This window comes from Marinomonas sp. GJ51-14, from assembly GCF_055808695.1.
In genome coordinates, this window is the sequence record NZ_CM147879.1 from 1,654,614 (window position 1) to 1,678,058 (window position 23,445).

24 protein-coding genes and 1 other RNA gene are annotated in these 23,445 nt (G+C 40.9%); 18 read left to right on the top strand and 7 right to left on the bottom strand.

Going from position 1 to position 23,445, the window contains the following annotated elements; all coding sequences use genetic code 11:
- Positions 1-325 precede the first annotated feature (325 nt).
- From AC0L3Y_RS07990 to AC0L3Y_RS08020, 7 genes are all read left to right on the top strand, one after another.
- Entirely contained in the window at positions 326-910 is a 585-nt protein-coding gene (locus tag AC0L3Y_RS07990) for a DedA family protein (RefSeq protein WP_473470336.1), read from the top strand.
- Positions 907-2,013 (top strand): D-alanine--D-alanine ligase, encoded by a 1,107-nt coding sequence (locus AC0L3Y_RS07995; RefSeq protein ID WP_473470338.1) that lies wholly within the window; start codon positions 907-909, stop codon positions 2,011-2,013. The genes AC0L3Y_RS07990 and AC0L3Y_RS07995 overlap by 4 nt, the downstream gene beginning before the upstream one ends.
- A gap of 95 nt (positions 2,014-2,108) precedes the next feature.
- Positions 2,109-2,663: a DinB family protein gene (locus AC0L3Y_RS08000; protein WP_473470340.1), complete on the top strand. Its 555-nt coding sequence runs from the start codon at positions 2,109-2,111 to the stop codon at positions 2,661-2,663.
- Between the two features lie 2 nt (positions 2,664-2,665).
- Positions 2,666-3,421 (top strand): NRDE family protein, encoded by a 756-nt coding sequence (locus AC0L3Y_RS08005; RefSeq protein ID WP_473470342.1) that lies wholly within the window; start codon positions 2,666-2,668, stop codon positions 3,419-3,421.
- Between the two features lie 48 nt (positions 3,422-3,469).
- Positions 3,470-3,910: a YHS domain-containing (seleno)protein gene (locus tag AC0L3Y_RS08010; RefSeq protein WP_473470344.1), complete on the top strand. Its 441-nt coding sequence runs from the start codon at positions 3,470-3,472 to the stop codon at positions 3,908-3,910.
- A gap of 11 nt (positions 3,911-3,921) precedes the next feature.
- Positions 3,922-4,392, top strand: a complete 471-nt coding sequence (locus AC0L3Y_RS08015) for a hypothetical protein (RefSeq protein WP_473470346.1) — start codon at positions 3,922-3,924, stop codon at positions 4,390-4,392.
- Positions 4,389-6,140: a lysophospholipid acyltransferase family protein gene (locus AC0L3Y_RS08020; RefSeq protein WP_473470348.1), complete on the top strand. Its 1,752-nt coding sequence runs from the start codon at positions 4,389-4,391 to the stop codon at positions 6,138-6,140. The genes AC0L3Y_RS08015 and AC0L3Y_RS08020 overlap by 4 nt, the downstream gene beginning before the upstream one ends.
- A 120-nt stretch (positions 6,141-6,260) precedes the next feature.
- Here the strand turns inward: AC0L3Y_RS08020 and ssrA are convergent.
- Positions 6,261-6,622, bottom strand: a transfer-messenger RNA (tmRNA) gene (ssrA, locus tag AC0L3Y_RS08025).
- 55 nt (positions 6,623-6,677) lie between these two features.
- Positions 6,678-7,157 (bottom strand): SsrA-binding protein SmpB, encoded by a 480-nt coding sequence (gene smpB, locus AC0L3Y_RS08030; protein ID WP_473470350.1) that lies wholly within the window; start codon positions 7,155-7,157, stop codon positions 6,678-6,680.
- 178 nt (positions 7,158-7,335) lie between these two features.
- Here smpB and AC0L3Y_RS08035 point away from each other — a divergent pair, with 178 nt between their 5' ends.
- Genes AC0L3Y_RS08035 through AC0L3Y_RS08045 form a run of 3 tightly spaced genes read left to right on the top strand, consistent with a single transcriptional unit; the run spans position 7,336 to position 9,407 of the window.
- Entirely contained in the window at positions 7,336-8,694 is a 1,359-nt protein-coding gene (locus AC0L3Y_RS08035; RefSeq protein WP_473470352.1) for a sodium-dependent transporter, read from the top strand.
- 1 nt (position 8,695) lies between these two features.
- Positions 8,696-9,127: a type II toxin-antitoxin system RatA family toxin gene (locus AC0L3Y_RS08040; RefSeq protein WP_473470354.1), complete on the top strand. Its 432-nt coding sequence runs from the start codon at positions 8,696-8,698 to the stop codon at positions 9,125-9,127.
- 1 nt (position 9,128) lies between these two features.
- A complete protein-coding gene (locus AC0L3Y_RS08045) occupies positions 9,129-9,407 on the top strand; it encodes an RnfH family protein (RefSeq protein WP_473470356.1) in 279 nt (92 codons plus the stop codon).
- Positions 9,408-9,410: 3 nt separating this feature from the next.
- Here AC0L3Y_RS08045 and AC0L3Y_RS08050 read toward each other — a convergent pair whose 3' ends face one another.
- Positions 9,411-9,728: an outer membrane protein assembly factor BamE gene (locus tag AC0L3Y_RS08050; RefSeq protein ID WP_473470358.1), complete on the bottom strand. Its 318-nt coding sequence runs from the start codon at positions 9,726-9,728 to the stop codon at positions 9,411-9,413.
- Positions 9,729-9,797: 69 nt separating this feature from the next.
- Between AC0L3Y_RS08050 and fur the strand changes: the two genes are divergently transcribed.
- On the top strand, positions 9,798-10,208 hold the full coding sequence (fur, locus tag AC0L3Y_RS08055) for a ferric iron uptake transcriptional regulator (RefSeq protein ID WP_191592868.1): 411 nt from the start codon (positions 9,798-9,800) through the stop codon (positions 10,206-10,208).
- Positions 10,209-10,341: 133 nt separating this feature from the next.
- On the opposite strand, the gene recN is transcribed toward fur, so the two are convergent.
- Positions 10,342-12,012 carry a DNA repair protein RecN gene (gene recN / locus AC0L3Y_RS08060; RefSeq protein ID WP_473470360.1) on the bottom strand — a complete coding sequence of 557 codons (1,671 nt, stop codon included), beginning with the start codon at positions 12,010-12,012 and terminating at the stop codon, positions 10,342-10,344.
- Between the two features lie 183 nt (positions 12,013-12,195).
- Here recN and grpE point away from each other — a divergent pair, with 183 nt between their 5' ends.
- From grpE to dnaJ, 3 genes are all read left to right on the top strand, one after another.
- On the top strand, positions 12,196-12,774 hold the full coding sequence (grpE, locus tag AC0L3Y_RS08065; RefSeq protein ID WP_473470362.1) for a nucleotide exchange factor GrpE: 579 nt from the start codon (positions 12,196-12,198) through the stop codon (positions 12,772-12,774).
- A 101-nt stretch (positions 12,775-12,875) separates the two neighbouring features.
- Positions 12,876-14,795, top strand: a complete 1,920-nt coding sequence (gene dnaK / locus AC0L3Y_RS08070; RefSeq protein ID WP_473470363.1) for a molecular chaperone DnaK — start codon at positions 12,876-12,878, stop codon at positions 14,793-14,795.
- A 191-nt stretch (positions 14,796-14,986) separates the two neighbouring features.
- Positions 14,987-16,114, top strand: a complete 1,128-nt coding sequence (gene dnaJ / locus AC0L3Y_RS08075) for a molecular chaperone DnaJ (RefSeq protein WP_473470364.1) — start codon at positions 14,987-14,989, stop codon at positions 16,112-16,114.
- A gap of 42 nt (positions 16,115-16,156) precedes the next feature.
- On the opposite strand, the gene AC0L3Y_RS08080 is transcribed toward dnaJ, so the two are convergent.
- On the bottom strand, positions 16,157-16,768 hold the full coding sequence (locus AC0L3Y_RS08080; protein ID WP_473470365.1) for a uridine kinase family protein: 612 nt from the start codon (positions 16,766-16,768) through the stop codon (positions 16,157-16,159).
- A gap of 127 nt (positions 16,769-16,895) precedes the next feature.
- Between AC0L3Y_RS08080 and AC0L3Y_RS08085 the strand changes: the two genes are divergently transcribed.
- From AC0L3Y_RS08085 to AC0L3Y_RS08100, 4 genes are all read left to right on the top strand, one after another.
- Positions 16,896-17,453: a uridine kinase gene (locus tag AC0L3Y_RS08085; RefSeq protein ID WP_473470366.1), complete on the top strand. Its 558-nt coding sequence runs from the start codon at positions 16,896-16,898 to the stop codon at positions 17,451-17,453.
- Positions 17,454-17,488: 35 nt separating this feature from the next.
- Positions 17,489-17,818 carry a DUF3392 domain-containing protein gene (locus AC0L3Y_RS08090; protein ID WP_473470367.1) on the top strand — a complete coding sequence of 110 codons (330 nt, stop codon included), beginning with the start codon at positions 17,489-17,491 and terminating at the stop codon, positions 17,816-17,818.
- Between the two features lie 263 nt (positions 17,819-18,081).
- Positions 18,082-19,455 (top strand): glyceraldehyde-3-phosphate dehydrogenase, encoded by a 1,374-nt coding sequence (locus AC0L3Y_RS08095; RefSeq protein WP_473470368.1) that lies wholly within the window; start codon positions 18,082-18,084, stop codon positions 19,453-19,455.
- 546 nt (positions 19,456-20,001) lie between these two features.
- Complete coding sequence (locus AC0L3Y_RS08100; RefSeq protein WP_473470369.1) at positions 20,002-20,940, top strand: LysR substrate-binding domain-containing protein; 939 nt, start codon at positions 20,002-20,004, stop codon at positions 20,938-20,940.
- Here AC0L3Y_RS08100 and AC0L3Y_RS08105 read toward each other — a convergent pair.
- Both AC0L3Y_RS08105 and glpD read right to left on the bottom strand, forming a co-directional pair.
- Entirely contained in the window at positions 20,937-21,707 is a 771-nt protein-coding gene (locus tag AC0L3Y_RS08105; RefSeq protein WP_473470370.1) for a TSUP family transporter, read from the bottom strand. The two genes, AC0L3Y_RS08100 and AC0L3Y_RS08105, sit on opposite strands and share 4 nt — an antisense overlap.
- A 175-nt stretch (positions 21,708-21,882) precedes the next feature.
- Positions 21,883-23,373: a glycerol-3-phosphate dehydrogenase gene (gene glpD, locus AC0L3Y_RS08110; RefSeq protein WP_473470371.1), complete on the bottom strand. Its 1,491-nt coding sequence runs from the start codon at positions 23,371-23,373 to the stop codon at positions 21,883-21,885.
- Positions 23,374-23,445: the final 72 nt, after the last annotated feature.

The following is a 23,445-nucleotide window of genomic DNA, read 5'->3' on the forward strand; positions in this document are numbered from 1 at the left end:
TTCTATTCAAAAAGCTTCGTTATTTGAGGAAACTCTTTAGGTATTTACTGTCTACTTAGCAGGGTGAGTGTTTACAGTCAGTCATATATTGATAGAAAAATGTGCAGAAAATGTTGATATAGTGAATAACATCTAATTTTTTTGAAGGTAACTGTAATAAATAGTTATTTTTGTGCGACTAACCTTATAGAACTTATGGGAAATACGTAAACTGCTGCTTTTATACATATATAAATTGAGCGCTTTTAGGTTGTTTTGATATTCGGATGGATAACTATTCAGAAGAAACAAGGCTTCAAAGTTTATTTTAATTAAAGGATCTATATTGATCGTTGAACTACAAGCCTTTCTTGTTTCTGAGAGTGCCTCAAGTGTTTTATTGCTGTTCTCTGGCATTGTATTGCTGTCTTATTTATCAGAAGACTTAGCAATCGTAACGGCAGGCTCGTTAGCAGCACAGGGAAACATGCAGCCTTCTGTTGCCTTGTTAGCCATTTTTGTTGGTATCGCAAGTGGTGATCTTGGCTTATATTTTTTAGGTCATTTAGGTCGAAGAAGTCGTTATTTACGCTACAAGGCATTAACTAACCGCTATTTTAAAGTATTGCGAACGCGTCTACATAAAGGTGCCTTCATTAATCTTTTTGTTATTCGGTTTGTACCTGGGTTACGTACGATTGGATTTACGTTAAGTGGCTTCTTTGCCATTCCATTGCCCTTCTTTTTGTTTGTGGTTCTTTTGGCTACAGCGCTATGGACTATGATTATTTTTTCGACCATTTATTACTTAGGTAGCCTTGCTTGGTTGCAAGCGTCTCAGTACCAATGGGTTCTTATTCCTATTGCGGTTGGCATTTTGTTTATTGCCAATCGTTTAGTTAACAAATCATTATCAAAAGGTCTTTCATGAGTTCGATATCTGATGTTCATTTAATCCCAGCTAATAAAATTAATGCAGGAATGCCAGTATTAGAAGCGGATACTAAACGTAGTATTTCGCCTTATGAGTTTCTTCCTGCTTGGTTTTTTTATACACCTGTTGTTTTACAAAGCTTGCTTCAAGGCATGTTTTACCGTGATCTACGTTTACCACTTGTGGTAAATCCAAGTATTAAACTGAGCGGAATGGTGGGTGAGTCAAAACATGACATTATGAGTTTGGCTGGTTCTGTTGCTAAACCTTGGATTTCGCCTTTTACCACGCTTACTAAAAACTATGGCTCGTTAGAAAGCCAAACTCAGATGGCATTAACTGCGATGGGGAGCTTGTCATTAGACTTTCCATTGGTGGCAAAACCAGATTTAGGCTGTCGAGGTGTGGGTGTAAAATTGCTTAAAAGTAAAACGCAATTAGAGCAATACATTAATGACTTTCCTTTTGATGCCCGCTTTCTATTACAAGAAAAAGCGCCTTATCAAGCGGAAGCAGGCGTATTTTATGTGCGTAATCCAGGAGAGTCACGAGGCAAGATTATCTCAATTACGTTGAAATATGCACCGTCAGTTATTGGTGATGGACAGCATACTTTAAAGGAGCTTATTGAGCTTTCACCACGCGCAGGTCAGCTTAGTCACTTATATTTTCCACGTCATACTGACAAATTAGATTGGGTGCCTGAAAAAGACGAAGAGTTTCAGCTTGCTTTTGCTGGCAGCCATAGTCGCGGCTCTATTTTTCGTGACGGAAATCAATATATCACCACAGAGTTAACGCAAAAACTTGATGAGATTCTTCATGATGTAGATGGTTATCACTATGGACGTTTAGATATTAAATTCGACAATCTTCACGACTTTATGAAAGGCGAGAAATTCACTATTTTAGAGCTGAATGGTGCGAGCAGTGAAGCCGCGCATATTTGGGATAGGAATACCCCTCTTAAAACTATATTCGGAACTTTACTAACACAATATAGGCTGTTGTACGCGATTGGTGCGAAGCAGAAAAAACGTGGTCATGTGCCGCCTTCAATTGGCAGCCTTTTAGCTGCTTGGCGTGAAGAAAAAACTTAACGGAACAATATCCAGGCACGGACTAAGCCAAGACGGTGATGGCAACTGAGAGACAATGTATCAACTTATATTAATGACCAAAGAGAATAATGGGTATGTTTTCAATTATAAAAGAAACAGCAGACAATGAGCCTCAAGGCCGAGCGTTAGCTGTTTCTCTAGGCTGTATTGAAGCCTTAGAGCAAGGTAATGAATGTCTGAAATCCTTGAGTGATGACCAATATAACTGGGCGGCAGCTCCACATATTACCAGTACTATTGGTGAGCACTTTCGGCATTTATTGGATCTATTTCATGCCATTAACTTAGCTAATGGCAAGGTAATTGATTACAACTTTAGACGACGTGGGCACGCGGTGGAAAAATCTCGTGAGGCAGCGATCAAAGAAATAGAGCATTTGATTCATTGGTTAGAGCAGATGAATCGCGCTGAGTTAATTGCTCCTGTGAATATTTTGACCGAAGTATCTATGACAAAAACACAAGCTTATTCTATGGCGTCAACATTAGAACGTGAACTGACGTTTGTTGCTCTGCATGCGAATCATCATTTCGCTATGGCAAAAGTGACCATTAGTTTATTGGATTTGGAAGCGAGTGATTCCTTTGGTTTTGCACCAAACACGCTTTCTTATTTGAGAGGTCAATAACCATGTGCTCTGTTTCTTGGTTAATTGATAAAAAAGGCTATCAAGTTTTTTTTAATCGTGATGAGCAGAAAACGCGTACACAAGCTCTACCGCCCCGTATCCAGGAAATGGATGGAGTGAAGGTCTTGATGCCGATTGATCCAGTTGGACAGGGCAGTTGGATCAGTGTTAACGAACAGGGTGTGGCTTTATGTTTATTAAATAATTACCAATTCGATAACCCGAAAGGCGCTTTATTTAGTCGCGGGTTATTGTTAAAACATTTATCAAAAGAAGTCAGTGTTGATGGTGTTTGTGATGCTTTTCAACGTTTAACCTTGCCACAGTTCGCACCTTTTATTTTGTTAGCATTTGACTTAAATCTGCTCAATAAACAGAGCCAAGTTATGGCGTTAGAGTGGAATGGTTTAGAGTCTTTTATACACCCAACAGATTCTCCTTTGTTTTCGTCTGGTGTTGATTTACCTCAAGTGACGGCAAGTCGTCAGCTGGCTTATCAAAAGATTGTTGGTGAGAAACCGACTCAACGTTCTTTATTAGCGTTTCATAGGCAACATCATTCTGAAGAATCTCATAAGTCCGTGTGTATGCATCGTGAAGACGCTGAAACCGTTAGTTTTACTCATATTATTGTGACGCATAAAGAACAAGAAATGCGCTATGTTGCGGGCTCTCCGTGTATAAAATTAACAATGGAAGCCTTGTTACAAGGTGCGCATAAATTACCCAATCGAAATGCAGTTGCTTTACCGGTCTAGACCGTCAATTTAGACCGCATTTTTTACTGATCATTTTAGGAGAGAAGTATGAAAACGATATTGGCAGTAACACTGCTTTTTGTAAGTCATTTTGGCTACGCTGCAGATTCAATATATACAGGATTTTTTAGCAATAAAGCCGTAAGTGGTTATGACACGGTAGCCTACTTTACGGATAATCAACCAATTAAAGGTAGCTCTGAATTTCAAACGGAATACCAAGGTGCAGACTGGTTTTTTGCATCTAAAAAGCATCTAGATATGTTTAATGCAGATCCAGAAAAATACGCACCACAGTACGGTGGATATTGTGCTTGGGCAATTTCCGATCAGAATGATTTTGCGTCTTCAGACCCGCATCAGTGGGCGGTTGTCGACGGTAAGCTTTATCTAAACTACAGTAAAGATGTCAAAATGAAATGGGATGCTGATCGAGCATTACACATTCAGCAAGCCGACAAAAACTGGCCAAAACTAATTACTAAATAGAGGTTATTCCAATGACATTTAAACCAATGAAGCATATCCCAGCAATTTTTATCGGATTTGTATTTGTACAATCGTTGTTCTTCAAATTTACCGGCTCATATGAAACAAATTATATATTTGGAACATTAGGTGAATGGTCTGGCCTTACTTTATTTGCTGATTATGGTGCCTACGTCATTGGTACAGCAGAGCTTATTGCAACGGTTTTACTTTTCTCACGTTTTCACGGCCTTGGTGCTTTGATGGCTGTTGGCGTCATGTCTGGCGCAATTATTTTTCACCTATTCACACCGCTTGGCGTCATCATGCCCGAGTTCAATGAAGTCGGCGAGATTGTTGGTTACGACGGTGGTTTATTGTTTGGTATGGCGTGTTTGGTTTGGTTGTCTGCAGTTTTCCTTTCACTGCGCGATTTAAAAGATGAAACAGGGACATTAAGCAAGTTGTATGGCGTCATTTTTAAGAAAGAGAACACTTTATGATCGAAAGTCCTTTTCGTTTACCAAGAGTTACGCCGTTTGGTATAGGAGAACGCTTTTTAGAGTGGATGACAGGGCTGAGCAAGTTAGACGGTTTTTACCAACAGCGCCCTGAAACTACATCCACTTTTGAGTTTATGAACTACACCTTGAAAGCTCTGAACGTGGAATACAGCATTGCTACCGGATCTTTGGATAATATTCCCAAAGAAGGTCCAGTTGTTATCGTGGCGAATCACCCATTAGGAGCTATTGAAGGGGTGATCGTCGCAGATATGCTAGCTTCCGTTCGTCAAGACGTCAAAGTGTTGGCAAATGAAATGTTGAAACGCCTTCCTGAGATTAGCGATCTTTTTATCGGCGTTAATGTTTTTGGTGGAGAAAAAGCACGAAAAACCAACAGTTTGGCAATTCGTGAAGCAAACCAGCATTTAGCAGATGGTGGCTTATTGGTTTTGTTTCCTGCTGGTGAAGTATCGACTTACCCAAAAGGCAGCAAAGTATTGGCTGATGTCGAATGGCGTAATTCGGTAGCGAAATTTATCAATCGTAGTCAAGCGACGACGGTTCCTATTTTTGTTGATGGCAAGAACAGTGCTTTATTTTATCAAGCTGGGCGTGTGCATCCTTTATTACGCACGGCGTTACTTGGGAAAGAGCTACTAAACAAACAGTCTAAAAATATTGCGCTTTCTATTGGTAACGCCATTCCTTTTTCTGAACTAAAAAACTTTGATGAAGAAAAAGACTTGGTGAATTACCTTAGGCTCAATACCTATTTGATGAGCCCAGACCATGAACAAGTGCAAAAGTCGTCCTCTCAAAACACCAATCAACCGATCATTGCTCCCATTGAGACAGAACAACTGATGAGCGAGTTGGCTCAGTTGCCAATGGACGCTTTATTGTTAGAGCAAGGTCCTTTTTCCGTTTACTGTACACCGACTACAGCAATTCCTTATCTAATGCAGGAAATTGGTCGTATTCGTGAAGAGAGTTTCCGAGGGGTTGGTGAAGGCAGTGGTTTAGCTTGCGATATTGATCAATATGACGAGTATTACCAGCAGTTGTTTGTTTGGCATAAAGAAGACAAGCAAATAGTGGGTGCTTACCGTTTGGGTTTTGTTGATAAATTATTACAAGAACGTGGTTTAGATGGTTTGTATTCCCGCAGTTTATTTCATTACGATCAGGCTTTTTTAGACACCTTAGACAATAGTATTGAAGTAGGGCGCTCTGTGGTGGCTGAAGCATATCAGAGGAACTTAAATTCTTTACTTATGTTGTGGAAAGGCATTGCGGCATTGATGTCACGACACCCTAAATACACTCACCTTTTCGGCCCTGTTAGCATCAGTAATGACTACAGTGAAAATGCTCGACAGCTAATGGCTCAGACCTTGTCTTTACATCACTATGATCAAGAAAAAGCACAGCTGGTAAATGCCTCTACGCCGTTGCGTAAAAGAGGATCGGAATTCTGGCAACCGAATTTGTTGTCTGCGCTGGCCAGTGTTGAGCTACTGTCAAAAATATTGTCTCGTATGGAACAAGGTAAAGGCCTTCCTGTCTTATTGCGTCAATATTTGAAAATGAATGGCAAGTTGGTTTGTTTCAATGTTGATCCTGCGTTTCATGACACATTAGACGGTTTAATTGTTGTTGATTTGCGCAAAGTGCCGCTGAAAACCCTTGGGAAATACATGGGCAGACAAGAAGCAGAGGATTACTTCTCTTTTCACGGTAAATAGTTGTTTGAATTAAACGGCAGGCATAAAAAAACCACCCTAAGGTGGTTATTTATGTGATGCTTCATACGTGCATCCAGTTCCCTTTCAAAGTGCAAACTCTCTAAAAGACAACCGTATTATTGGTGGAGGCGGGGGGGATCGAACCCCCGTCCGTCAGTCCTCTGCCATCGGCTCTACATGCATAGTCACTTCTATTATTTGACCACGAACCGCCCGAAGGACAGGGTGTTAATGGCGAGCCTACTTAGTCTTAGAACCTTATCCCTAGGCGGGGCATCGGTTAGCATCTTGTAATTTATGATACTGTAGAATCTCTGGCTACAAGCAACCTGAGTACAGCACACTAGCAGCGGTTTAGGCTGCTAAAGCGTAGTTTTCGTCGTTTGCGACTATAAAATTGATGCGGGGGATTAACGAGATCACGCATCACTCTCGACATGCACCTTTGGGTTTGTAACCGACGTCGAAACCATGTCGCCCCCAAAAAGTAACTCAATTCTAACGGAAACAATGTGCTTACGCTAGAGATAACACGTTTTAAACGCTGTGTTTCATTAATCGTTCTTTATCTCTTGACCAATCACGATCGCGTTCAGAATCACGTTTGTCGTGATCTTTCTTACCTGTTACCAATGCCACTTCACATTTGATCTTATTGCCTTTCCAATACAGCGCCATGGCTGCACAGGTTTTGCCCTTTTGTTCTGTGACTTGAATGATTTTCTCAAGCTCTTTGCGATTTAACAGCAATTTACGCTGACGCATAGGTTCACAGACAACATGTGTTGAGGCGCTTAGTAACGGTGTAATACGCGCACCGACAAGCCAAGCTTCGTTTTGGTGGATGATAACAAAAGAATCGACAAGTTGTGCTTTGCCTTCGCGTAGGCTTTTTACTTCCCAACCCGAAAGGACAAGTCCTGCTTCGAACTTCTGATCAACAAAATAGTCGTACTTTGCACGTTTATTAAGCGCGATAGTGCCCGTGCTGTTGGATTTTTTCTTTACTTTACTCATAGTGTGAAATTATACGGTCGATAGAGGTAAAAACCTATGCTTTTCTTGAGGTATGAGCTCGAATGTAAGAAAATTCATACCTGTTACTTATTTGTTAGGTTAGGCGTTGCGGATGTGTGGCCACGTTTGTGTTTTCTCCCTACCCTTTAAACACCTATTGTTATTTAGAGCTTAATTTATGCCTGAAAGTCGATGTTTACAAGGTATCTGGTCTAGTCCGTGGATATTTATTTTTGCCGCTAGTGGATCTGCTGTTGGATTGGGGAATATTTGGAAGTTTCCTTATGTGCTTGGACAAAATGGAGGCGGTGCATTTTTACTTGTTTACTGCTTGTGTTTGTTATTGGTTGGTTTGCCTGTGTTGATGGCGGAAGTGGCTTTAGGGCGTACGGTTCGTTCTAACCCTATTGATACGGTTAATGATTTGAGTGAGCGCCGCATTGTGCACCCAGCTTGGGTATTTGTACCTTGGTTAGCTGGTGTGACTGGTTTTTTGATTCTAGCTTTTTATAGTGTGATTGCAGGTTGGGCTCTAGCGTATCTAGAACGAGCTGTGTCCGGTGATTTTCAAGGTCTAGATCAAGTTGGTGCATCCAACATGTTTAATGATTTATTGAATGAGCCGACTGAAATGCTGTTATGGCATTCTGTATTTATGGTGCTGGTGGTTATAACCGTTGGCCAATCTGTGACTCGTGGTCTGTCTGCGGTAGTGCGTTTCCTATTACCTATTCTTGTTGTGACCTTAGGCTTATTGGCTGCTTATTCAATGACTGTTGGCGATATGCCTGCTACGTTGAGGTTTATGTTTCATTGGGCTTGGCAAGATATTACGTTTGATGTGGTGTTGGCTGCGGTCAGTCTTGCTTTGTTTAGTTTAAGTGTCGGTATGGGGGCGATGTTTGCCTACGGAGCCTATATTAACAAGCGTATGTCTATTGCCAGAGCATGTAGCATTGTGGTGGGTGTGGATTTATTGGTGGCTTTACTTGCTGGATTAGTGATTTTTCCGCTAGTGTTTGTGTCTCAGATTGATGTGGAAGCCGGTCCAAGTTTAACCTTTGTGTCTTTGCCTATTATCTTTGGTAATTTACTGGGCGGTCAATTTTTTGCAAGTGTGTTCTTTATATTATTGGTTGTTGCCGCGTTAACCTCAGCCATATCAATGTTAGAGTTGTTTGTCGCTTGGCTACATGAGAAATTTTATATGGCGCGAATCAAGGCGGCATTTTTGACCGGGTTAGCGGTTTGGTTTATTGGTATTGCTGTGTTGTTATCTTTTAATCATTGGGATAGTAAACTTATATTCGATTTGAATTTCTTTGAATTACTGGATGCTTTTACGTCTTTAGTGCTTTTGCCATTAGGGGCGATTTTATTATCGATTTTAGTTGCTTGGTTTATTCCGCATTCTATGCTGCAGAATGAAATGATTACAAAGCAGTTAAGCCATTTTCAGTGGTGGTATAAAACACTGAAATATATCAGTATCCCAGCAATGATCGTGATTACTATTGCTGGTTGGATGGGAGCTTAGTTTGAGTAATATAGAGCGCTTTGCTCATGTTAATTACAGTTGTGAGCAAATGTTTGCCTTGGTAAACGATGTTAATGGTTACCCAGAGTTTTTACCTGGTTGTTTAGACTCTACTTTGATTTCAAAAACACCAACGGAGCTTGTTGCATCCTTGGTGGTTGGAAAAGGACCAATGACTCAATCTTTTACAACTAAGAATTTCTTGGAAGATTTTAATCGAATAGAAATGACGTTGGTAAAAGGGCCTTTTAAGCGTTTGCATGGCGTATGGACCTTTACTGAACTATCGCCAACAAGTTGTAAAGTTGCCTTGTCTATCGATTTTGAGTTAAGTGGAATGTTGAAATTTGCGTTTGGCGGTGTGTTTAGTCAAATTGCGAATACTATGGTGGATTCTTTTAGCAAACGAGCAAAAGTAGTGTACGGTGAGTAGTATGAGAGTAGAAGTGGCTTATGCTTTGCCAGAGAAGCAAAAAATTGTTGCATTAGAAGTTGAAGCAGGTTGTACCGTGCGTGATGCGGTACGTCGTTCTAATATTAATGTTTTCTTTCCTGATGTGGATTTGGAAACGGTAAAAGTTGGCATCTTTGGTAAATCGGTACGAAACCCAGAAGAGCAAGTCTTAAAAGAAGGTGAGCGAGTTGAATTGTACCGTGAGCTGCTCGTTGACCCTAAACAAGCTAGGGCCAATCGTGCAGCAAAAAACAGCTAAAGATTAGTTGTTTTTAATTTGTGTTAAAACGCCTTCACTAAAAATTAGTGTTAGGTTGTTTACATCACTTGTTTTGGTGTCTGGTGTTGCGTTACGAGCAGTATATAAGTAATGCCATTCGTTTGGTTTAAAGGTGTCTTTTACCATTGGAGTCCCTAATAGGTAAGTGACCTGAGATTCAGACATACCAACTTGTAACTGAGATAGCTGTTCCTTTGTTATAAGGTTACCTTGTGTAACTGGAACCTTGTACGGAGGTGGAAATAAACTGCATGCGCTAAGTGAAAGTGCGGCGCATAGTATAAAAACTGATTTTTTCATTTGTATTATCCTTACTCTGGTATGCTTATGATAAAGTAATTATCAACAAGAACGAATAGAGAATGACTCATGACTAGCGAAAATCAAGAGCTAAAGAAAGCTGGGCTTAAGGTAACTTTACCTCGAGTGAAAATTTTACAGATCCTTGAAGGTGCAGGCGACCGTCATATGAGTGCGGACGATGTTTATCGTACGCTGCTTGATCAAGGGGAAGATGTAGGTTTGGCGACCGTTTATCGCGTATTAACTCAATTTGAAACCGCTGGTCTGGTTCAGCGTCATCACTTTGAGGCAGGCACAGCAGTTTTTGAACTGGCGAAAGGTGACCATCACGACCATATGATTTGTTTAGAAAGTGGTAACGTGATTGAGTTTGTTGATCCTATTATTGAAAAACGTCAGCATGAAATTGCTGAAGAGCATGGTTTTGAAATCGAAGACCATAGCTTGATCTTGTATGTACGTCCGAAGAAAAAATAAGCATCTACTTTGAGTGACGTTGTTCTCTAAAGAGTATTGTGTTTATAAGGCGACTTGTTTGATAGATGGGTTGTCTTATTAAAGAAGAGGTTGAGCTGACGCTTAACCTCTTTTTTTAGTGTTTTATTGTGGGTTATTGAAGCTGTACATTACCAAGCATTTCTCTAGCGTGAGCAAGAGTCTGTTCTGTAAGTTCTAGCCCTCCAAGTAAGCGTGCAATTTCTTGTGTACGATCTTGATCCTTGAGCAGATCTACTTGTGAAGAGGTTGCTTCGTCGGAAATGTTTTTACTAACACGTAAATGTTGATTGCCTTGTGCAGCAACCTGAGCTAGATGGGTTACACAGAATACTTGGCCGCGTTTCCCAACCGAGCGCAACATGCGTCCGACAACTTCAGCAATACCACCACTAATACCCACATCAACTTCATCGAATACCAATGTCGGGATAATTGATGTGTGCGCTGTAACCACTTGGATGCCCAAACTAATACGAGAAAGTTCACCACCTGATGCTACTTTACGCAGTGGTTGAGCAGGTTGGCCTGGGTTTGAAGCAATCATATACTCAATATCTTCAAAACCATTCGCCGTAACTTGATTCAATGGTTGGCACTGAATAAAGAAGCGTGCGTATGGCATGCCGAGGCCATGAATCTGCTCTTCTACTTTTTGTGCAAGAGCATCTTTGGCTATGATGCGTTTTTCTGTCAGAGTTGTAGCAAGTGCTGTAAGTTTTTCATAGGCTTGTTCTTCCTTCTCTTTCAACGATTCTAGGCTTTCATCGCTCCCTTGTAGAGTTGCTAACTCTGCTTCAACGTTTTCTCTTAGCGAAATTAAAGCTTCTGGAAGAACTCTGTGTTTACGAGCTGTTTCGTAAATATCTGATAAGCGTTGTTCTATATCTGTAAGGCGCTCTGGGTTTTGTTCTAAGGTATCTTGATAATGATGGAGGCTGTCTGCAGCCTCTTGGGCTTGAATCAGTGCTGCGTTCATCATTTCTAATGCGCTTTCTAATTCTTTTGTTGCTGGACGAATTTGGCTTGCATTATTTAATGCTTGATGAAGCAATGAGCAAACATTGCCTTCGTCGCTGTCGATTAAAATATTACTGGCTTGGTACGCTTTGAATTGGGAGTCGGCAATGTTAGACAAAAACGTCTGTTCTGTTTCCAGTGTCTCTATCTCACCTTCTTTTAAATCTAACCGTTGCAGCTCTTGTGCTTGATAAGACAAGAGTTGGATTTTAGCGTTTTGTTCAGAAGATCGATTCTGCTGGGCAGAGAGTTCTTCTTTTAATTGTCGCCAAGTTGCATGTTGTGCGCTGACTTTTTTGGTTAGGTCGGTAAGCTGTCCATAATCATCAACTTGCTGTCTTTGGGCATTTTTCTTAAGTAATGACTGATGTTCATGCTGCCCATGAATATCGACTAATTGACTGCCCACTTCTTTTAAATCATTTAATGTACAAGGGCGGCCGTTGATATAGGCCTTTGATCGACCTTCTTTACTTATCACACGGCGTAATATGCAATGCTGATCATGTTCTAAGTCTCTTTCTTCAAGCCATTTATGTACATGTGGATGCAATTGAATGTCAAAGCTTGCGCTGATGTCTGCTTTTTTCTCTCCATGTCTTACAACAGAGGCGTCGGTGCGATCACCTAAGCAAAGCGATAGGGCGTCCACCATGATGGATTTACCCGCACCGGTTTCACCTGAAATAACAGTCATGCCTTGTTTAAACTCAAGTTCTAACGCTTCAACAATGGCGAAATTGGAAATAGCGATGCTAGTCAGCATAGAGGGCCTCAAGAAAGAAAAAATACATATGGTTATTTATACAGTATTTGGTTGTTTTTTGACAAGTGTCGTTAACATATTTAATTCCCATGAAATTAATGCGGTTTTACTGTTGAAAGGTAAAAAGCTGACCCCATATAACCACCACAGAGAATGAATTGTTTCTGTTATTTGGAGTAAAAGATGAGTGAGCAGCAAAAAGATCCTAACCTAGAAACGGAGCCAGATTTGAAAAGCGAAACGCAAAACGAAGCAGTAGAAGAGCTTTTAGAGCCTGAAGCAGAGCTACTAGAAGAAGTTACTGAAAATGATGAGCTTGCGAAAGCATTAGAAGAGGTTGCTCAATATAAAGAAGCAGCACTTCGTGCCCACGCTGACGCACAAAATGTTCGTCGTCGTGCTGAGCAAGATGTTGAAAAAGCGCACAAATTTGGTATTGAAAAATTCGCCAAGTCTATTGTTGGTGTTGCAGATAACCTAGAGCGAGCTTTAGCATCCACGCCAGCAACAGGCGAAGCTGATCTTGTTCGTGAAGGTGTCGAGCTAACACTAAAAGATTTACTTGAAACCCTAGCGCGTTTCGAAGTGAAAGTGGTTGACCCACACGGTGAACCTTTCAACCCTGAGTTGCACCAAGCGATGACTATGGTACCAAATCCAGAATTAGAACCGAACACGGTAATGGATGTAGTACAGAAGGGTTACACGCTTCAAGGTCGCTTATTGCGCCCTGCAATGGTCGTGGTTTCAAGCGCAGCTTAAGTAACTGTCATTTTTTTGACAGTAGACGCTTGAAATACTCAGAAGCGTACCCAAATACAGAACTATCAACGTAACAAACGAATATATTGGAGATACAAACCATGGGTAGAATCATTGGTATTGATTTAGGTACAACGAACTCTTGTGTTGCTGTTTTAGATGGCGAGAAAGCTCGTGTTATTGAAAACGCAGAAGGTGATCGCACCACACCATCTATTGTTGCTTACACAGAAGATGGCGAAATTTTAATTGGTCAGTCTGCAAAACGTCAGGCTGTTACTAACCCAACGAACACAATCTTCGCTGTTAAGCGTTTGATTGGTCGTCGCTTTAAAGATGATGTTGTTCAAAAAGACATCTCTATGGTGCCTTACAAAATTATTGCTGCAGAAAACGGTGATGCTTGGGTTGAAGTAAAAGGCGAGAAAAAAGCGCCACCACAAGTATCTGCTGAAATTCTGAAGAAAATGAAGAAAACAGCGGAAGATTTCTTAGGTGAACCAGTGACAGAAGCGGTTATCACGGTTCCTGCTTACTTCAATGACTCTCAGCGTCAAGCAACAAAAGATGCGGGTAAAATTGCCGGTCTTGAAGTTAAGCGTATCATCAACGAGCCAACAGCGGCTGCCTTGGCTTACGGCCTAGACAAAAATGCTGGTGACTCTACTATCGCGGTTTATGACCTTGGTGGTGGTACGTTCGATATTTCTATCATCGAAATCGCTGATGTTGATGGTGAGAAGCAATTCGAAGTATTGTCTACAAACGGTGATACTTTCCTAGGTGGTGAAGATTTCGACATGCGTGTAATCGAATACCTAGCAGCTGAATTCAAAAAACAGTCTGGTATTGATTTGCACAGTGATCCACTAGCACTACAGCGTTTGAAAGAAGCGGGTGAAAAAGCGAAAGTAGAATTGTCATCTTCTACTCAAACTGAAGTTAACTTGCCTTACATCACAGCGGATGCAACTGGCCCTAAACACTTGAATGTTAAATTGACTCGTTCTAAGTTGGAGTCTTTGGTTGAAGAGCTTGTTATTAAGTCTCTTGAGCCTTGCCGTCAAGCATTAAAAGATGCAGATTTGTCTGCTTCTGATATCGACGAAGTTATCTTGGTTGGTGGTCAAACACGTATGCCATTGGTTCAAGCGAAAGTAACTGAATTCTTCGGTAAAGAGCCACGTAAAGACGTTAACCCTGATGAAGCGGTAGCAATTGGTGCTTCTATTCAAGGTGCGGTATTGGCTGGTGATGTAAAAGATGTTCTTCTTCTAGACGTTACGCCTTTGTCTCTTGGTATCGAGACTATGGGTGGCGTGATGACAGCGTTGATCGAGAAAAATACAACGATCCCAACGAAGAAATCACAAACTTTCTCTACAGCAGAAGATAACCAAAATGCAGTAACTATCCACGCATTGCAAGGAGAACGTAAACAAGCGTCTCAGAATAAATCTCTAGGTCGTTTCGACTTGGCTGATATTCCACCTGCTCCACGTGGTGTGCCACAAATCGAAGTAAGTTTCGATATCGATGCGAACGGTATCTTGAGTGTATCAGCGAAAGATAAAGCGACAGGTAAAGAACAGTCTATCGTTATTAAAGCGTCTTCTGGTCTAAGTGACGAAGAAGTTGAAAAAATGGTTCAAGATGCTGAAGCAAATGCTGAAGAAGATCGTAAGTTTGAAGAGCTTGTACAAGTTCGCAACACAGCTGACGGTATGATTCACGCGACGCGTAAAACTTTGACTGATGCTGGCGATAAAGCAACAGAAGAAGAGAAAACAGCGATTGAAACAGCTATCACAGAACTTGAAGAAGCATTAACGTCTAATGACAAAGAGCAAATCGAAGAGAAAACTAATGCGTTGACTCAAGCATCTGGCTCTTTGGCTCAGAAAATGTATGCCGAAGCTGAAGCTGCTGGTGCAGAACAACCTGCTGAAGGTGAGCAAGCTTCATCTCAGGATGATGCTGTAGATGCAGAATTCGAAGAAGTAAAAGACGATAAAAAATAAGCGTTAAACCTTATTTCATAGCCCCTTTATTGGGGCTGTTTACAGGAAGCACGGTTTAGCACCGTGCTTTGCTGTATACAAAGCTTATAAGTAAGCACGTTCCATTAGATTTTATAAATTTAGATATTATAAACTCAGACTTTTCAATTCAGGCTTTTTAATTCAGGCTTTTTAATTCAGGAATTCCTGCAATGAGTAAAAGAGACTATTACGATGTTCTTGGTGTTGCCAAAGGCGCTGATAAAAAAGACATCAAGAAGGCTTATCGCTCTTTAGCGAATAAGTATCATCCAGATAAAAACCCAGACAATCCAGAAGCGCTTGAGAAGTTCAAAGAGCTTGCTGAAGCCTATGAAATCTTGTCTTCCGATGACAAACGTGAAGCCTATGACCGGTTTGGTCATGAAGGTGTTAACGGTCAGGGTGGTGGTTACGGCGGCGGTGCTGGTGCTGGTGGTTTTAGTGATATTTTTGGTGATGTATTTGGTGACATTTTTGGTGGCGGTGGCGGTGGTCAAAGCCGAACACGTCGTGGATCCGATTTACGTTACACATTAGAGCTTGACCTTGAACAAGCGGTTTGGGGGTGCGAGGAAAAAATTCGTATACCAACTCTGACTAACTGTAAGAAATGTGACGGTTCTGGTGCAAAGAAAGGCTCAACACCGAAAACCTGTGGAACATGTGGTGGCGCAGGCCAAGTTCGTATGTCACAAGGTTTTTTCTCGGTTCAGCAAGCGTGTCCAGAGTGTCATGGTCAAGGTCAGGTTATTTCTGATCCATGTCCAGACTGCCATGGTCAAGGCCGTACTCAAGAGTACAAAACACTTAATGTTAAAATTCCTGCAGGTGTTGATACTGGTGATCGTATTCGTTTGTCGGGTGAAGGTGAAGCTGGAGCTCAAGGTGGCCCAGCGGGTGACTTGTTCGTTCAAGTGTCTGTAAAACCTCATAACATTTTTGAACGTGATGGTGCGAATTTATACTGTGAAGTGCCAATTAGTTTCACTACTGCAGCGTTAGGTGGTGAAATCGATGTGCCGACATTAGATGGTCGAGTGCGTTTGAAAGTAACGGCTGAATGCCAGACGGGCAAATTGTTCCGTCTTCGCGGTAAGGGTGTTAAACCTGTTCGTGGTGGTCCAGTAGGTGATTTGATTTGTAAGGTGGTTATTGAAACACCTGTGAATCTTACTGCTCGTCAAAAAGAGCTGTTCACTGAATTGTCTGAAAGTATGGGGGAGGGTACGAATCACTCGCCTAAACAGAAAAGCTGGTTTGATGGCGTAAAACGCTTCTTCGATGATATTAAGAAGTAAGCGATTTACGAGGTAAAACTAGAGTAAAACTAAAAAGGGCGCCTATTTGGCGCCTTTTTCTTTTAGTAGGTAATCGATGTGGTTACGTAGTAAGTTCGCTGCATTAGTGAAGCTTTTATTATTTGGAATAATAAAGTCAGCTTTGCTACGAATATCGATTGTTTTCAGTGATGCTTGACGAACATGGCGCATGTAGCGACTGGTTACTTCATTTACGTCCCGTCCACGTTCTGCAATATCACGCTTTAAGCGTCGTACAATAGCTATATCCATGTCGGTATCGACAAATAGTAGGTAATCAACGGCATCACGAATTCCTGGGTCCTGGAACATCATGTGGCCTTCTACCAGAACAACGTGTGTAGGGTCTAGGTTACGGTAACCAACACGCTTATGTTGAGAATGATCATAAACTGGGATTTCATTAGGCTCTTGTCTATTTTTACAGTTATGAATAGCAAGTGTTAGGCTTTCAAGGTCTAGCGAGCTTAGGTCATCAAAGTTGTAAACATCTGGGTCAATACTGCCACATCCATTGTAGAAACTGTCTTGGCAAAGAATGCTTATCTTATCGTCTTGGCCTTCTGCCAAAAGAGAACAGAGTCGGCTTTTTCCGCTCCCGGATACGCCTGTGATGCCAATAACAAGTGCCATAAATTACCTCAGAAAATAAAGTTTCAGTGCTCCTTGAGTTGAAGGAGTTTATAGTGTTGTATTATATATCAGGTTCGATGCTTTTTGCCTGCTAAACTGGATGACTATACTTAATAGGGAATGATTAATGACGAGAAAAAGTATACTTGCTTTGTTTGTGTTTATGATGAGCACTCTTTTTGTTGGTCTGGTGTCCGCAAATACAGTAAATAGTCCAAAGCCTCGTCTTTCTGCTAGTGCCAAGCTTTTTGGTTTACCACTTAATAATTTAGCTTTGCCCAGATTAGAGAAGCATTTGAGTGAAATGGGGCTACAAAGTTATCCTTCTTATAAAGATGGTGTAGTGAGTTATAGTTTAGGTCCTGAGGGGATTCTAGGTGTTACAGATGCTACTGTGCTGTCAAACTCTTCTGGTTATATAAAACAAGCTCTTTTATCTGGTGTGGTACAAAGTAATAAAAAGCGTAAAGCATTAGGTGATTTATTGCTAAAAAGATACGGCACACCTAATGATGGCCAATTAGCTGATGGTTTGGGTCATGCTGCTTGGTTATTTAAGGATGGCACAAAAATTGAGCTAAATAATAGTACGTTTGATGTGTCTATTTTGTATGTTGATGAGCGCCCACGGGTAGCAAATCATACTGGAAAAATTGATGTCGAAGCCTTATCTCGAAAAAAATAGTCATTCCACCTTATTGATCGTGTAGTTAATTATTTATGTTTATTTTTGATCTCAATCTTCGTTTGGCGTATTTCATCCAACCTCATCTTTATGATATTTCTTTAGCTTTAGTGGCTACTTGTTTGGTTATTTATGGTGATAAAATTAATGGCTATTTGAAGAGGCTGGTGTCTTCTTGGATATTTATTGCCAGAGTCAGCGCTTTTATTCTGATGTGTACCTTTGGTTATGGTTTGTTGACCTTGTGGGGGCAGCCGTTAATTTATTGGGCTATTACGCATGTCGATTTGGCTTACCGTCCTATCTTGGTCTTCGGGAGTTTTTGTTTATTAGGCATTTTGGCGGAAAGAAAGCGTCATTTGTAAAATAATTTATGAAAGTTACTGTCAGTTTATGTTGCCAAATTACTACATAACCTCGATGTTTATGCTCTAAGTGAGTTTAGTCTTGTGATTATGTAGTAAAGTTTCTAACCCTTTCTCTTTATTTCGTTATTTCTCTAAAAAAATACTCTAAATACCGGTTTTTAAAGGTTTTTCGTAGTCTTCTTACAATTTGTTTTTGTTTATTCTCGACGTTAAACTGCGTTCATACTTTGATATAGCAGCGTCTTTCTTGGGGGCAAATAATGACAAATACTTGGTTACAGACACTTGCACAGGCGGAATCAATGATTCCTCTTTTGGGCAAACTTGGGCGTGAAAAATCAGTGAAAGTTGAATTGGCTGGAAATACATTAATGGCTGATTCTGTTACTGGTTTAATGGCGGCTTTTGATCAGCATCCTGAATTGGATCTTGATCAAGTCTATCAAGTGTTAGAGCAGGTATTAGCCAGTGATGTGACTCAAACTGTTGTTGAGTTGGAGTCTTTGGTTGCTGAAGCTGATGTCGCTTCCGTATTGGCTGCCAAGCCTAATGATGGCGCTGAAACTCCTGTTGTCTTATATGGTTTTGGTCGAATTGGTCGTTTGCTTGCTCGCCGTATGTGTACCTTAGGTCACACAACACCGGGAATGGCGTTAGCGGCAATTGTTGTTCGTAAAGCCTGTGACAATGATTTAACTAAGCGTGCCAGCTTACTGAAGTACGATTCAGTGCATGGTGTGTACGAAGGCTTGGTTAAAGTGGATGAGGCGAATCAAACCTTGATTATCAATGGTTCGCCGGTGAAAGTGATTTATGCTTCAGACCCTGAAACAGTTGATTACCAAGCCCATGGAATCAACAATGCCTTATTGGTTGATAATACGGGGCGTTGGCGTGATCGTGACGGTTTAAGTGTGCATTTGAACCGTCCAGGCATTAGTCGTGTTGTATTGACTGCACCAGGTAAAGAAATGAAAAACATTGTTTTTGGTGTTAACGATAGTGATGTAACCAATGATGACCGTATTATTTCTGCTGCATCTTGCACTACTAATGCAATTACTCCTATTTTGTCTGTCCTTGAGAGTAAATACGGTATTGAGTCGGGTCATGTGGAAACGGTTCATGCTTACACAAATGATCAGAATTTAATTGATAATATTCACAAAGGTGATCGTCGTGGACGTGCTGCTGGTATGAATATGGTGATGACAGAAACTGGCGCCGCGAAAGCTGTTTCAAAAGCTATTCCTTCTTTGGAAGGTAAATTAAGTGGTAGTGCGATCCGGGTGCCTGTGATAAATGTTTCTATTGCTGTCTTAAGTCTAAACTTAAAATCAGCGGCTTCAGCAGAAGACATTAATCAGCTTTTAAAAAACGCATCAAACAGCGCTGAACTAACAGGTCAGATTGGCTACAGTGACGGTGCGGATGCGGTTAGTTCTGATTTTATTGGTTCTCAGCAGGCTGGTATATTAGATTCGTTGTCAACGAAAGTTCGTGGTAATCAAGCGATCCTTTATGTTTGGTATGACAATGAATACGGCTACAGCTGTCAGGTAGTTCGCTTGATGGAAAAGTTAGCACAAGCAAAGCTCGTAAATATGAGTGTAGTTGAGGATAGAGCAGCTTAATTCTTAGCTCTTTAAAAAAGCAATAGAACGAATAAACAACGGTGCTCCTTGGGGCGCCGTTTTTTTATGGATATTTTAAGTAAAAAAAAGCCGGACAAGAGTCCGGCTTAAACAAAAGTAACTAGTCGTGTGACTATCGGCCATTCTGTGGGAATGGAAATAGTCACTTTAAAACATGACTGTGGGGACATGTCTTAAAAGAAATACAGTATAGGGCTGTATCAATAAATATTAGGTCGCTGTTCAACCTAAGAGATGAAGTCATTTTATCTTCTTGGTTTTAGGTTACAAACGATATAAATTGATTTCTTGAATTAGATTTCCTAATGCCAAATGGTGTTTAGACTGGAAAGATAATACTTTTTGATTTTTGATTTATACGTAAACCGAGTAGTTTTTCGTATAATATGGTCGATTTTCGTCGAATAAGCTTTAAAATCATAAAATTATGAGATATTTAGATCTTTTTTATAAATCTTGCTACTCGCTGCTCTTAATAGAAAATTATTGTTTGCAGTAGCTCACATCATCCTATGGTAATTTTTTATGAAATCTATTCCTTTGGCTGGATTGGGGACGTTTGCCATTGCCGCCCGTCATTTAAGCTTTACCAAAGCCGCTCAAGAAATGCATTTGACACAAGGTGCAGTAAGTCAGCAAATTCGTCAGTTAGAGGAAAGGTTAGGGCTGACCTTGTTTGCTCGTTATCACCGGCGTTTAGAGTTGACCGTTGCGGGAGCGCGTTTGGCTGTTCAGCTAAATCATAGTTTTCACGAAATAAATGAATTGATATCTGAGCTGCAAGAAGATGAAACTTCGAATATTTTGACTGTTTCTGTGATGCCTTCCTTCGCAACCAAATGGTTGATTCCTAGGTTAGGAAGTTTACAAGAGGCTTATCCTGATTTGCAGTTACGCATTCAGGCTAATGATAGGGAGGTGAATTTTCAACGGGATAGGATTGATGTGGCAATTGTTCACAGTCATGTACATGGTTCTAAAGGTCATATTATTCCTTTGATGAAGGATAAAGTTTTTCCAGTGTGTAGTCCTGCTTTTGTAGAATTGCGTTCTTTGAGCGAACCTAATCAGTTATCACAGGTGCCTTTATTGAATGATGACTCGGAGTGGCGCTTTTCGAGTCCTTATGCAGAATGGGAGAAATGGCTTCAACTTGCCGAAGCAAAAGGTGTGAAGCCATCTCGTGGTATTAGTTTTAATCGTGGTGATTTGGCTGTGCAAGCCGCGATTGCTGGCCAAGGTGTAGCGTTAGGCAGAACGCCTCTGGTGATGGATGATATTCAACATGGGCGATTAGTCGTGCCTTTTTCACCTATTTTAGATGAAGGTTATGTTTATCTGTTTGCATGTCCTGAAATGCAAAGACAGCGAGAACCTGTCCAGCAGTTATTGAAGTGGCTGGTCGGTGAATGCTATTTATATTCACCGGAAGACACCTTAACTAAGCCTGAAGACTTACTCTAATTGTCGAGTAGTAGTTTTATTGAAATAGCCAGACACATCACAATAACCATAGGGCGAATTAATTTCGCGCCTTTGGTAATGACTAGGCGTGAACCAATTTGTGCACCAAACCATTGACCAAATCCCATCACGATTCCTAATGCCCAAACAAGGTGTCCACTGAAAGCAAACATAGCCAAAGACGCTAGATTGCTTGTCGCGTTGAGCACCTTGGTATGGGCGGTTGCTGAGACAACGGTTAATCCCATAAAACAAAGATACGCTGTGGAGAAGAAGGCACCGGTTCCTGGACCAATTAAACCATCATAAAAACCAATACTAGTACCAATAATTAAAGAAAACTGTAGGTTGGTCAGGGAGAAACGACTGGCAATATAAGGTTGAACCTTAGGTAAAAAGAAAAAGAAAATAGCCACAGCAATAAGGATAATCGGCACTGCTTTTAATAGTAGTCCACTGTCTAAGTAGGATACTAGTAAGGTGCCAGAAACTGCACCAACTGCAGTCATAGCAATGGCTAACCACATATCAGACAGTTTCACCTGACCTTTCTTAATAAAATGATAAGACGCTGAAACAGTGCCAGCACAGCCTTGCAGTTTGTTAGTTGCTAATGCTTCCGCTGGTGAAAGTCCTGCAGCTAATAAAACAGGTACGGTAATAAGCCCACCTCCACCTGCAATGGCATCAATCACTCCAGCAAAAAAAGCCGCCGCAAAGAGAGCTAGATAAACCCAAAGAGCAATATCGTAAAATACAAAGTCCATTCGTGCTTATCCTGTGGAAGGTAGTTTTTTAGTCTTTTTAGTAGATCAAAAAAAGCCCTCCTAGACAATGGTTTAGGAAGGCTAATAGTATTTACTTAGTAAAGTTCTTGCTTCGTTGAATGCCAGATTAAAAAGCCTTGTTCAAACAAGAAAAATACCTAGTTAGATATGTTGTCTATGCTGTTTTATTATCAATATAACTTTCTAGGACTGCAACTTGTTCAGTCGAGAATTCAAGTCCGAGTTTAGTTCTACGCCATAGAATATCTTCGGCTGTTCTAGCCCATTCATGGGTAATCAAATAATCTACTTCAGCTTGATATAAGCTGTTGCCAAAATGTTGTCCTAGATCGCTTTCTGAATTGGCTTTATTTAGCAAAAGGTGAGTTAAGGTGCCGTAACTGTGAGCAAAGCGACGGGCAAGACTTGCATTAATAAACGAATAGTCTTGTTGTAGTTTGATAGCAAAAGCATCCAAAGACATTCCCAAATCGCCACCCGGTAGTGGTTTACTATGAGTCCAAGCTTCACCAAGATCTTCGAAATAAGGTTCAAGCTTACGCATGGCTGATAGTGCGAGTTTTCTGTAGGTGGTGATTTTGCCACCAAAGATGCTCAATAATGGAGCTTGGTTTTCTTGATCATCGAGGTGTAAGGTGTAATCCCGTGTCACAGCTGATGGATCAGAAGATTCATCTTCCAATAGTGGGCGAACACCAGAATAACTCCACACAACATCTTCAGGTTTAAGTGCTTTCTTGAAGTGATCATTAGCCACATTTAGTATGTAGTTGGTTTCCTCATCGTTGATCACTACGTCGTTTGGATCACCTTTGTATTCAACATCGGTTGTGCCTAAAAGGGTGTAGTTTTCACGGTATGGGATAGCAAAGACGATGCGCTTGTCCGTATTTTGCATGATAAAGGCGTTAGAATGTTCGTAAAGTTTAGGGACAACAATGTGACTGCCTTTGATCATACGAATTCCATAAGGCGCTTTCTGTTCTAGTTTTGTTTCGATAAAAGATGAAACCCAAGGTCCAGCGGCATTTACGAGAGCCTTTGCCGTCACACTATGGTTTTCTTTTGTTATTTGGTCTTCTAGGCTAATAAGCCACTGACCATTAACTCGTTTTGCACTGGTGCAGCGTGTGCGAGCAAAAATTTGAGTGCCGTTTTCTTGAGCGCTTAATGCATTAGTAACAACTAAACGAGCGTCATCAACCCAACAGTCTGAATATTCAAAACCCTGTGTTATGTCGGTTTTAAGTGGGCTGTCTGTGCCATATTTGACGCCTTTTGAACCTAGTAGAGTTTCTCGTTTACCTAAGTAGTCATATAAAAATAAACCAATACGAATAAGCCAAGCTGGTCGTAAGTGTGGTCGATGAGGCATTTGAAAACGCATTGGTGTCACTAGATGTGGTGCAATTTTCAACAGAACTTCACGTTCGTTTAGTGCTTCTTTTACCAAACGGAATTCGTAATGTTCCAAATAACGTAAACCACCATGAATTAGCTTACTACTCGATGATGATGTCGCATGAGCCAAGTCTCCCATTTCGCATAGACCAACGTTTAGTCCACGGCCAGCTGCATCGGCAGCAATACCTGTACCGTTAATTCCGCCGCCAACGACAAATAAATCAAAATGGGAGTGATTCATGCTAATCCTCATGATTATAATTCGAAAAATTATGTTCGAAAGTGAACATTCATGTTCGATACTAAACCTCAA